The following is a 12111-nucleotide window of genomic DNA, read 5'->3' on the forward strand; positions in this document are numbered from 1 at the left end:
AACCTTAACAATTGTCATAATTCAAATATAAACACAAAAGAAAGCCAATTTATACAGAAATACAAATTGGCTTTAAATATTATTTAATAGTATAAACTATTTACTTTTATGTGGTGCTAACATGTGTTTTGGATCTAAGATCTCATCTAATTTCTCTTTGCTCAATAGATTGTGCTCTAATACTAACTCATAGACTCCTCTGCCAGATTCCAATGCCTCTTTTGCAATCTTTGTACTCGCTTTATATCCAATATAAGGATTCAAAGCAGTTACAATACCTATACTTCCCATCACCAATTCTTTGTTGTGCTCAACGTTAGCCTTAATTCCAACAACACATTTGTCCAATAGTGTGTCCATAGCATTCTCCAACCACATCATAGACTCCATTATGGTATGAGCTAATACGGGTTCCATTACATTTAACTGCAACTGTGCCGCCTCTGAAGCCATCGTAATAGTCATATCATTACCTATCACTTTAAAGCAAACTTGATTCACTACTTCAGGGATAACAGGGTTCACTTTACCAGGCATGATTGAAGACCCCGGCTGCATTGGAGGCAATTGTATTTCGTTTAATCCTGTACGAGGTCCTGACGATAACAAACGCAAATCATTACAAATCTTAGATAGCTTGATAGCTAACTTCTTCAATGATCCTGAGTAAGCGACAAAACCACTCGTATCAGAAGTAGCCTCAACAAGATTCTCTGCCGATACAACCTCTTGTTTCATCAATTCACCTAAATTCTTAGCGCATAACTCAGCATATCCTGGTACAGCATTCAAACCTGTTCCGATTGCTGTAGCTCCCATATTTATCTCTAAAAAGGACTTACTTGCAAAATTTAGCGCTTGTATTTCTTTCTTCAAGGTAAACGCAAAACCTCCAAACTCCTGACCTAAAGTCATAGGTACAGCGTCTTGAAGTTGTGTACGTCCCATCTTGATTATATTTTCAAATTCTTTTGCCTTACTTTCAAAACCTTTAACTAATTTCTCTAAGCTATGTACGACAGTTTTATTCATCTCAAAAACAGCAACCTTAAGTGCAGTTGGATAAGCATCATTGGTAGACTGAGATAAGTTGACATGGTCGTTAGGAGAGCAAAACTGATATTCTCCTTTTTGATGTCCTAAAATTTCTAAAGCGCGATTGGCAATTACTTCATTGGCATTCATGTTTACTGAAGTTCCTGCTCCTCCCTGAATCATATCAATAGGAAACTCCTCTAAAAACTTTCCACTTAAAATCTCTTGACATGCCTCAGCGATAGCTTTATAAATTTTCTCATCTAATACATCTAACTCAAAATTAGTCTTCGCTGCAGCCCATTTAACTTGTGCTAACCCTTTTACAAACTCAGGGTAGTGAGACAATTTACTATTAGATATTTTAAAATTATTTATTGCACGTTGTGACTGAACACCATAATATGCTTCTTGAGGAACTTGTAATTCTCCTAACAAATCACTCTCTACTCTCGTTAAACCCATAGTTAAATAATTTTTAATTAATCACTAATTTACAAAGTATAAATCAAATAATTTATAATTATTCACTTAGTTTTCATCTTTAAATGTACCTGAGACATAATACCACTGATCACCCAACTTCTCAAACAAAGAATTTTCATAGTGTTCGTGCTCTACCCCTTGCTGATCCATGAAAAAAGCTTTAAATACAACTTGACTTTCCCCACTGGAAACGATTTCTAACTTTAACCAAACGTTATCTTTAGCCCATTGTAGAATAGCCTTTTTACTGTGCTGATACCTAACCTTAGGATGAGTAGTATCAATAATGTACTTGGCATTAGCCAGCACGTATGCACTGTATCTTGAGCGCATTAACTCAATTGCTGTAGTCGGCTTCTCTTTGGCAGATAAAAATCGCCCACAACAATTCTCATAAGTCATCTCACTGCCGCAATAGCACAATTTACTCTCTGTCATATTCTTTACTTCTTAATGCTGTTAACAATCTTTAGATACTTAGCATATAAGACAACTTCATCATCTGTTTGTGCTTCATCTATCCCTTGTTTTATACTGAAAACTAATTCTTCTATCTTCTCGGATAAATCAAGCTTATCGTTCTCTTTCGCCACTTTCATCAATACGATTATTTCACGTTGTATTCTCTCTTGCTTTGTCATTGAATATTCTTTAAAGGACAAAGATATTCGCTAAAAACTCATTTGAGAAATTCTATTTTATTATTTTCATAGATCATTAATATTCAGACAGATAAACCTAATTGAGAACTTAATCAACTTACTATTTCCTAAGTGTTGTATGGCCTGCAATACACTTTTGCTAAAAAATGAGATAATCTTGTGTACAATCTGTAGATGTGCCTTACCCATAACCAACCAGCACAAAATAGCAAACAATCAGTCTATGGGAAAATTCTATGGTCGGGTAAAAATAGAAATGGCTTGTAGTTTTCTATACTATAAAAAAGGAACAGCTACTCAAAATATACTTCACAATCTGAAGTATAACAACCACCCTGAAATTAGTTACTTCCTTGGTAATCTATATGCACAGCAATTGAAGGAAACCACAATATTAGATACAGTCGATGAAATAATCGCTGTACCTCTCCACAAATCTAAACAAAGAAAGAGGGGGTACAACCAAGTAGAGGGATTTGCCAAAGCACTGGCCGATAATTTTCACATCCCTATCAATGAGAAATTATTAATCAAAAGTAAGAGAGGTAAATCTCAAGCCAAAAAAGGGCTATTTGATCGGTTAAAAACAAAAGAGGCAGAATTTGTGCTCTGTCCGAAAGCAGACAAACAAGCAAAACACTTCTTGCTATTAGATGATATCCTAACAACAGGCAGCACATTAGAAAAATGCGCTAAACAACTGCTCAATATACCGCATTCAAAAGTAACAATACTCTGTTTAGCAATGTCTACAAAAAGTTTTTAATTACAGATACTTTCGAAGTAAAAAATATAATCGTTAATTTGCTTTTTAAAATAGAGTTATGTCGAAGTTTCGAATATATTTTATCACATGTTTACTTGTACTATGCGTAGTTAGTTTGACTAACTGTGCGAAGCGCGGTTATATAACTGGTGGTCCTCAAGATACCATTCCTCCAGTAGTACTAAAAAGTACTCCTAAGAACTTTACTACAAACTTCAAAGGAGATCTAATAACTATTGATTTTGATGAGTTTATCAAAGTAAATAAGTTAAATCAAAACTTGATTATTTCACCACCTATGGAAAATGATCCAGAGGTAACACCTATGGGAAATGCCAAACGAGTGATCACGATTAAATTGCGAGACACTCTAAAGGAAAATACGACATACAGTTTTAACTTTGGCGATGCTATTGTAGATAATAACGAAGGCAATATCTTAAAACAATTTAAGTATATATTCTCTACAGGAGATTTTATCGATTCTTTAAAACTAAGTGGAAAAATATCAAGTGCTAATCAATTAAAAGCAGACAATTTTGTCAATGTCATGCTTTATGATGCACGAACTTTTACAGACTCTACTGTTTACAAGCAAAAACCACTTTATGTCACTAATACTTTAGATAGTTTAACTGATTTTACAATTGAGAATATCAAAGAAGGAACGTACTATCTTATAGCGTTAAAAGACAAGAACAACAATTATAAATTTGACCCAAAACAAGATAAAATCGCTTTTGTCAAAGATTCGATTACTATACCAACCGATCAGACTTATAATCTTGTCTTATTTAAATCACAGGAAAATTTAGAGGTTAATAGACCTTCTCAAATATCGCAAAACAAGTGGTATCTACCCTATTTTGGAGATATAAAAGATGCGGAACTAACCGTATCAAAAAACGATAGTATCATCAAGAGTACCTATACTCAATTACCGCAAAAAGATTCTCTACAAGTGTGGTTCCCTCAAGTCATTGCGGATTCTCTACACGTAAAAGTTGTAAAAGGAGATTATGACAAAACCTTTACAGTCAAACCAAGAGCAAAGGTAAAAGAAATAGACTCTTTAGCTATCACTGGGACAAATAGTGTCTTGCATTACATCAATGACTTCAAATTAAATACCTCTACACCTGTGGAGTCAATTAACAAGGAGTTGATCACCGTTTTAAACAAAGATTCTGTAGCAATTCCCTTCTCTATTGAGAATAAGAAAATGCAACATGATATCTTACTTAAGTTTGAGAAAGAGGAAAATGGCAATTACTATATTAATTTAATGCCAAAAGCCCTTACTGACTTTTTTGGGACATCTAATGATACATTAAATTACACCGTAAAAACAAATCCTCATACAGATTACGGTAATCTATTCTTAAACTTTACAGGGATAAAGAGATTCCCAATCATAATAGAGTTATTGGATGAGAGAGAGCAACTTGTAGCAAGTCAATATAGCGAAGAAAAGACCGATATTGAGTTCCTTTTACTACAACCGAAAAAATACTATATCCGAGTAATATACGATGATAATAAAAATGGCAAGTGGGATTCAGGATACTATTGGGACAAAAGACAACCCGAAGAAACAATCTACTTCCCTGAGGCTATTGATGTAAGAGCCAATTGGGATATACAACAAGATATCAATTTTCAATAAAAAAATAGCCTCAATTAGATTGAGGCTATTTTTTTTCTATAAATTACATTATGAATGTTCTAAAATCACTTTAGGTCTATTGTAAATTGATCAGCATCTCTAAGAAACCCAAACCGATCTCTTGCTTTGTTCTGTAAACCTAAGTCTAAACTAACAGTTGCTACTTGTTGACCAACAAGAGGCTCGATTAAATACTTACCCATATAATCAATCACCTGTGAATGCCCTGAATAAACGTTGTTATTCTCATCACTGCCACAACGGTTAACACCTATTACATAACTCATATTCTCAATTGCTCTTGCCTTGATAATAGTATCCCATGCATAAATGCGTTGATCAGGCCAACTTGCCACATAAATCAACAAATCGTATTCTGCTTTACTATTTCGAGCGAATACAGGGAATCTCAAATCATAACATACTAAAGGACAAATTCTCCAACCTTTGTAGTTAACAATAATGCGATTCTGTCCTGCTGTGTAAACCTTCTCCTCACCTGCCAGTGAAAACAAGTGTCGTTTGTCGTAATAATGTAACTCTTTACTTGGTTCAATGAAAAGCAATCGATTGAAGAATTGCTGATTCTCCTTTATGACTACACTTCCAATGATTGCCATATTCTTTTGATTGGCAATCTCTGTTAGATGAGCTAAGAACTCATCCTCCATTGTCATATACACGCGTTCTGGCTGCATAGTAAAACCTGATGTAAACATCTCAGGTAAAACAACTAAGTCAACGTCTTGCTGAATCTCATTTAACTGCTTAATAAATTGTTTTTTATTCTCCTCTACATTTTCCCAAGCCAATGGAGATTGTAACACTGCTACTTTCATAAAATACCTATTAGAACTCCAAAAATAAGCATAATAAATCTTACTTCGCTTTCATGCTGTTTCCACAACAAGGGCAAGTTACTTCAGGATCACAGCCATGCGTATTAAACTCATCCTTTCTCTTCTTCTCTTTACGCTCGGCAAGTTCCTCTGCAAAACCAGAAGATATAATACCTGTCGGCAGGGCGAAAAAACCAATACCGATCACAGCTAACACACCACCAATCAACTTTCCAAAGATTGTAATGGGATATATATCGCCATATCCCACCGTACAAATAGTAATAACAGACCACCACATAGAATCAGGAATACTCGAAAATGCGTTTGGCTGGAAAGGGTTCTCAGCATAATAAATAGCTGTAGAAGCTATCAACAACAAAAAGACAAGCATGAAAGCAGCTATCGCTAACTCACTTGCTTTGCGTTTAAAGACATTTACCACGATAGATAAGGCAGAAACATACTTTGTAATTTTAAACACCCTTAGGAGTCTAAAAACCCGCATCAAACGAATTACACGTAGGTCAAAATGCACGAAGGATAAATAAAAAGGAAGTATAGCCAACAAATCTATTAATTGCATCGAAGTGAACGCATACTTAACCCTACCCAACAAAGGCTTATTAAAACGAGGATCGCAAGTTATCGACCACATTCTCAAGAAATATTCAACAGAAAAAAATATAACAGAGAATAAATTGAAGTAATAAAAAAAACTGGCATAATCCTCTTTCACTTCAGGTATAGATTCAAATATTAAAGAAAGAGCATTGATCAAGATTAAAATAATGATAGCACCTTGAACAACCTTACTACCTATTGTCGTAGAATCATTGTTTAATACATCATATACCTTATACTTAAAAGCCATGTACTTTGTAGCTTTCATAAATTAAATTGTAAAAAATAAAATGCAAAAATAAATCATCTCATTTTTTACAATTAAAATAAAAACATAAAAAAAGCAGATATATTTCTATATCTGCTTTCAATTTATGTTTGGAAAAACAATGTTATTTCAAACTTGCTTTTAAGTACTCTCTGTTCATACGAGCGATGTTCTCTAAAGAGATTCCCTTAGGACATTCTACTTCACAAGCACCTGTATTCGTACAGTTACCAAATCCAAGAGCATCCATTTCATTCACCATGTTTAACACGCGTTCAGCAGCCTCTACTTTACCTTGTGGTAACAAAGCAAACTGAGAAACTTTTGCAGATACGAATAACATAGCTGATGAGTTTTTACAAGTAGCTACACATGCCCCACACCCAATACAAGTAGCAGCATCAAATGCACGGTCTGCATCGTGTTTAGGAATAGGTATAGCATTTGCATCTTGTGTATTACCTGATGTATTTACAGATACGAAACCACCTGCGTGTTGAATTTTATCAAAAGCAGTACGGTCAACTACTAAGTCTTTAATCACAGGGAAAGCTTTAGCTCTAAATGGCTCGATATAAATAGTATCACCATCTTTGAACATTCTCATGTGTAACTGACAAGTAGTGATTCCTCTATCTGGTCCATGTGCTTCACCATTAATAAATAAAGAACACATACCACAAATACCTTCACGACAGTCATGGTCGAAAGCTACAGGATCATCACCTTTCTCGATTAACTCGTTGTTTAATACATCAAGCATTTCTAAGAAAGACATATCAGGAGAAACATTGCTGATTTTGTAATCAACCATTTGTCCTTTTTCTTTAGCGTTTTTTTGACGCCATATTTTTAGTGTAAGATTCATTTGCATCGAATTTTTACAATAAGATAAGATCCGAAGATCTTAATCTCAATATTATTTATAACTACGAGTTACCAATTTAATGTTTTCATAAACTAAGTCTTCTTTATGAAGAACAGCTTCTCTTGGGTTACCTTTGTATTCCCAAGCAGCAACATACGCAAAGTTTTCATCATCACGTTTTGCTTCTCCATCCTCAGTTTGGTGTTCTTCACGGAAGTGACCTCCACAAGACTCTTCACGGTGTAAAGCATCTTTAGCGAATAATTCACCTAATTCTAAGAAGTCAGCTACTCTTAAAGCTTTCTCTAACTCTTGGTTAAAACTTTCTGCAGTACCTGAAACTTTCACATTTTTGTAGAAATCTTCTCTCAATTCAGCGATCTCGTCCATTGCTTCAGTTAAACCTTTAGCATTACGAGCCATACCAACTTTATCCCACATAATCTTACCTAATTTCTTGTGGAAGTGGTCTACTGAATGCGTTCCTTTATTGTTCATTAAATGATCAATAATGTCGCGTACATTCTTTTCAGCAGCAGCAAATTCTGGTAAATCTGTTGGAATAGCTCCTGTACGGATGTCATTAGCTAAATAATCTCCGATAGTATAAGGAAGTACAAAGTAACCGTCAGCCAAACCTTGCATTAATGCAGAAGCTCCTAAACGGTTTGCTCCGTGGTCAGAGAAGTTTGCCTCACCTAAGATATAACATCCTTCAATAGTAGACATTAAGTTGTAATCCACCCATAATCCACCCATTGTATAGTGAACAGCAGGATAAATCATCATTGGAGTAGTATATGGATCCTCATCTACGATCTTCTCATACATTTGGAATAAGTTACCATATTTATTCTCTACAACGTCTTTACCTAATTTGTAAACTAACTTAGCATCATTTTCATCTAAGTGTTGGATACGAGCTTGCTCTTTACCATAACGCTCAATAGCAGAAGCGAAATCTAAATAAACAGCTTCACCAGTTGAGTTTACACCATACCCAGCATCACATCTTTCCTTAGCAGCACGAGACGCAACGTCACGAGGTACTAAGTTACCGAATGATGGATATCTTCTTTCTAAGTAGTAATCTCTATCTTCTTCAGCAATCTGAGTTGGTTTTAATTTACCTTCTCTAATCGCAATCGCATCTTCCATTTTCTTAGGAACCCAAATACGTCCATCATTACGCAATGACTCAGACATCAAAGTTAGTTTTGATTGGTGGTCACCAGTAACAGGAATACAAGTTGGGTGAATTTGCGTATAACATGGGTTAGCAAAATATGCTCCACGTTTGTGTGCTTTCCAAGCAGCAGTAACGTTAGAACCCATTGCGTTTGTAGACAAGAAGAAAACGTTTCCATATCCACCTGTACAAATTACTACAGCGTGTGCAGAATGACGTTCAATCTCTCCGTTGATTAAATTACGAGCAATAATTCCTCTTGCTTTACCATCAACAAGTACAATATCTAACATTTCATGACGATTGTACATTTTGATTTTTCCACGTCCAATTTGACGGTTCATTGCAGAGTATGCTCCTAACAACAACTGTTGTCCTGTTTGTCCTTTAGCGTAGAAAGTACGTGATACTTGTACCCCACCAAAAGAACGATTATCTAAAAGACCTCCGTACTCACGTGCAAAAGGTACACCTTGAGCAACACATTGGTCAATAATATTTTCTGAAACTTCAGCTAAACGGTAAACGTTTGCTTCACGAGCACGGTAATCTCCACCTTTTACAGTATCATAGAATAATCTGTAAACTGAGTCACCATCTCCTTGGTAGTTTTTTGATGCGTTAATCCCCCCTTGAGCAGCAATAGAGTGCGCACGACGAGGTGAATCTTGGTAACAAAAAGCTTTTACATTATAACCTAATTCAGCTAATGTAGCAGCAGCTGAACCACCAGCTAATCCAGTTCCAACAACGATAACATCAATATTACGTTTGTTTGCTGGGTTAACTAATTTAATATGATTTTTATAATCAGACCATTTTTTATCAAGTGGTCCATTAGGTATTTTAGAATCTAATTTCATAATCAATTTCTTTAGGACTATTTAATAAAATATATATACAAAGGAATGATAGCAAATAATGCAGGTACTAAATAAGCAAATAAATACCCGATTCCCTTAACTACTCCGTTGTATCTTGGATTGTTGATTCCTAAAGACTGGAATGCACTTGCAAAACCATGTGATAAGTGGAATCCAAGAACAATCATTGCTAATACATATCCTATCGTATAGAATATTCCATAACTTGGATCTTTAAAGAACTCAATAGTTATCTTATGTAAATCTTTGTATCCATCAGCTACTTTCAAATCAGTACCAAATTGATAGAACTTCGTTCCCTTCAATTCAACTTGCCCTCTATCTACAGCTTCTACAGGAATATATTGTTCTTGCACTGTTTTATAAACAATTAAAGGCTTTTGTCCTTCCATTTTCACTTCTATAGTTTGCAAAGGCATTTGAGTGAAATGCATTTTAGCCCAGAAGTTAACCATGTGAGTAACAATAAACACTAACAATAAAGTTCCTAATACAGCCATGTTTCTTGAAGAAAATGAGCTATTAGCAGCAGCGTTGTTTTTTGCATATCCAATTGGACGTGCTTTTTTGTTTTGAATAGTTAAAACAATACCATCAATCGCGTGGAATAGGATTGATATATAAGTAACGTAAGATAATACTTTTACTGCTGGATTAGTTGTCATGAATAATGCATACTCGTTAAATGCAGAAGCATCACCAAATATCAATTGAAGGTTTCCCGCCAAGTGACCAACCAAAAACAAGCATAAAAATAACCCTGTAAGAGCCATCCAATATTTCTTAGCTAAGGACGACTTTAAAAGTGCAGATTTTGCCATAATGTAATTTTAATTGTTTTTCTTGAAAAAATCTCTCAAAAATACAGCTTATTAACGTTATGCACAATGAGCAACACTCTATTTATACTGAGTTTAAACAAACAAAAAATCACTCTAATTTGGCAAATTCAAACCAAACTAAAATGATTTTAAGATATTAAATTATTTTATTAGCAGAATAGTTAAAATGACTTTAAAATATTCGTATCGATAACAATGATAAAGTTAGCCCTGTCTAAATTATCATTTTCAAAATCCCCCACATTATCACTTTCTACCATCGTGATTGTATTTATTCTCTTACCTGGTGAATATTTATTGATATACCAATAAATACCGTCAAAATAGTCGCTGTGGAAAGAACCATTATAATGCACAAACAACTTAGAGTCCAACAAATTCTGACTGATAAAGTACCCCATGGTAGCATCTTTAATCGCTTGTGCTTTTGGGAAGTTATCGTTTGCATGGTCTTTATCGTCAAACATACTCATCATCTTTTTATACCCAGGTAACTCACTATCGTAAGGAAATGGCAAAGGGGCTATCCAAGATTTATCCACCAAACTTAATGTATCTAATGCCTCAACTCCTTGCTTAAATACAATACTCGCATACCTACGAGGTACATTAGTGGCGACAAAGTTTAATTGATTCGCTTTTGCATACTCAATCAAAGGCTTGTAATCAGTCACATAATTATTCCACAATCGCACATCTTCTTTAAACTTACTCTCATCAATCTTTCCTGAAACATAATTACTCACACCAACTTGATTATCTGCCTCAAACATTTCTGCACCTAAGACTAGTTGACGCTTGCTACCTAAATCCTCTGTTACTTTCAGTTGAAGCCAATGCCCTAAAGAGTTGTTGTGAAACTCACCAAACAAAACAACATCTTGTTTTGCCAGTGTTCTAATCATCTTCTTATAAGTTACTTTTTTTCCTTTTGCGTTATAGATCTGATATGGCTGTCCTGATTGCGCAAAACTAATATTGCAAATCAAAACAATTAACCCCAATAATCTCTTCATTGTAATTCTATTAAATTGTGAATAACAAATATATATGCTTTAGAGTAATTTAGACTCAATATAGATAATTAAATTAAAACAATTAACAACCTATAAAAGGCCATACTATTTCAATATACAGATAGACTTCCTACTTTTGCAACGCTAAAAGAACAAGAATGATCCACAAATCACTAACATATAAAAACATTGCACTTTCCTATTGCGAACAAGGACAAGGCGAACCGATAATCTTCTTACATGGATTTCTTGCCACAGCGAATATGTGGGAATACTTTACAAAACACTTTTCAAGAACACACCAGGTATTTTCTGTAGATTTACTGGGACATGGTCAATCTGAATGCCTTGGATACATCCATTCCATGGAAGATATGGCAGACGCGGTGTACGCAATTGTTCAAGAAAATCAATTAGAAAACTTAACAATAGTAGGGCATAGCATGGGCGGATACGTGGCTCTCGCCTTTGGTGAGCTTTATCCTGATATTGTAAACAAAATAATCTTAGTCGCTTCTACTTCAGCTGCTGATAGTGCAGAAAGAAAAGCTAACAGAGATCGCTCCATAAGCATTATCAAAAAAAACAGTGCAACTTTTATTAAAATGGCTTTAAGCAATCTTTTCACAGACGAAAACAGAATAAACCACCACACTGAAATTGACAATGCTATAATACAAGCACTACAACTACCGGTCCAAGGAGTCATTGCAGCCTTAGAAGGTATGAAAGAGAGAACTGACAGAGAAGTTCTCTTGCATTTTGCTCCTTATACCATCAATATGATCTTTGGAGAATATGATACCGTCATGCCCCTTGAAAATACATTACAACAACTACAAGGAACCACCATAGAGCACAGCATAATTAAAGGCGGTCACATGTTACACATAGACAGTAAAGAACTATTACTACAGAGTTTAGATACTTTCATAAACAAAAAAGCAGAGTAAATACTCTGCTTTT

At 34.8% G+C, this 12111-nt stretch carries 12 protein-coding genes; 3 read left to right on the top strand and 9 right to left on the bottom strand.

The features are described from left to right. Nucleotides 1–96: 96 nt before the first annotated feature. From aspA to GJV76_RS05170, 3 genes are all read right to left on the bottom strand, one after another. A complete protein-coding gene (gene aspA / locus GJV76_RS05160) occupies nt 97–1500 on the bottom strand; it encodes an aspartate ammonia-lyase (RefSeq protein ID WP_155091570.1) in 1404 nt (467 codons plus the stop codon). Nucleotides 1501–1566: 66 nt separating this feature from the next. Next, entirely contained in the window at nt 1567–1959 is a 393-nt protein-coding gene (locus GJV76_RS05165) for a YchJ family protein (RefSeq protein ID WP_155091571.1), read from the bottom strand. Between the two features lie 5 nt (nt 1960–1964). Then, nucleotides 1965–2162 (bottom strand): hypothetical protein, encoded by a 198-nt coding sequence (locus GJV76_RS05170; RefSeq protein ID WP_155091572.1) that lies wholly within the window; start codon nt 2160–2162, stop codon nt 1965–1967. Between the two features lie 244 nt (nt 2163–2406). Here GJV76_RS05170 and GJV76_RS05175 point away from each other — a divergent pair, with 244 nt between their 5' ends. Together GJV76_RS05175 and GJV76_RS05180 are read left to right on the top strand one after the other, a co-directional pair. Next, on the top strand, nt 2407–2949 hold the full coding sequence (locus tag GJV76_RS05175) for a ComF family protein (RefSeq protein ID WP_155091573.1): 543 nt from the start codon (nt 2407–2409) through the stop codon (nt 2947–2949). 58 nt (nt 2950–3007) lie between these two features. After that, nucleotides 3008–4615, top strand: coding sequence for an Ig-like domain-containing protein (locus GJV76_RS05180; RefSeq protein WP_155091574.1), 1608 nt, complete (start codon nt 3008–3010; stop codon nt 4613–4615). 65 nt (nt 4616–4680) lie between these two features. On the opposite strand, the gene GJV76_RS05185 is transcribed toward GJV76_RS05180, so the two are convergent. The 6 genes from GJV76_RS05185 to GJV76_RS05210 form a co-directional block, all read right to left on the bottom strand. Beyond that, on the bottom strand, nt 4681–5454 hold the full coding sequence (locus GJV76_RS05185) for an amidohydrolase (protein ID WP_155091575.1): 774 nt from the start codon (nt 5452–5454) through the stop codon (nt 4681–4683). Nucleotides 5455–5494: 40 nt separating this feature from the next. After that, on the bottom strand, nt 5495–6346 hold the full coding sequence (locus GJV76_RS05190; protein WP_155091576.1) for an ion transporter: 852 nt from the start codon (nt 6344–6346) through the stop codon (nt 5495–5497). Between the two features lie 124 nt (nt 6347–6470). After that, on the bottom strand, nt 6471–7214 hold the full coding sequence (locus GJV76_RS05195) for a succinate dehydrogenase/fumarate reductase iron-sulfur subunit (RefSeq protein WP_155091577.1): 744 nt from the start codon (nt 7212–7214) through the stop codon (nt 6471–6473). 51 nt (nt 7215–7265) lie between these two features. Continuing rightward, complete coding sequence (locus GJV76_RS05200) at nt 7266–9266, bottom strand: fumarate reductase/succinate dehydrogenase flavoprotein subunit (protein WP_155091578.1); 2001 nt, start codon at nt 9264–9266, stop codon at nt 7266–7268. A gap of 17 nt (nt 9267–9283) precedes the next feature. After that, nucleotides 9284–10108 (bottom strand): succinate dehydrogenase cytochrome b subunit, encoded by an 825-nt coding sequence (locus tag GJV76_RS05205; protein WP_155091579.1) that lies wholly within the window; start codon nt 10106–10108, stop codon nt 9284–9286. Between the two features lie 182 nt (nt 10109–10290). Then, nucleotides 10291–11145: a ChaN family lipoprotein gene (locus GJV76_RS05210; protein ID WP_155091580.1), complete on the bottom strand. Its 855-nt coding sequence runs from the start codon at nt 11143–11145 to the stop codon at nt 10291–10293. 158 nt (nt 11146–11303) lie between these two features. Here GJV76_RS05210 and GJV76_RS05215 point away from each other — a divergent pair, with 158 nt between their 5' ends. Further along, nucleotides 11304–12098 carry an alpha/beta fold hydrolase gene (locus GJV76_RS05215; RefSeq protein WP_155091581.1) on the top strand — a complete coding sequence of 265 codons (795 nt, stop codon included), beginning with the start codon at nt 11304–11306 and terminating at the stop codon, nt 12096–12098. Nucleotides 12099–12111 lie beyond the last annotated feature (13 nt).

The organism is Myroides albus, assembly GCF_009711045.1.
In the GTDB taxonomy this organism is placed as follows: Bacteria; Bacteroidota; Bacteroidia; order Flavobacteriales; family Flavobacteriaceae; genus Flavobacterium; species Flavobacterium album_A.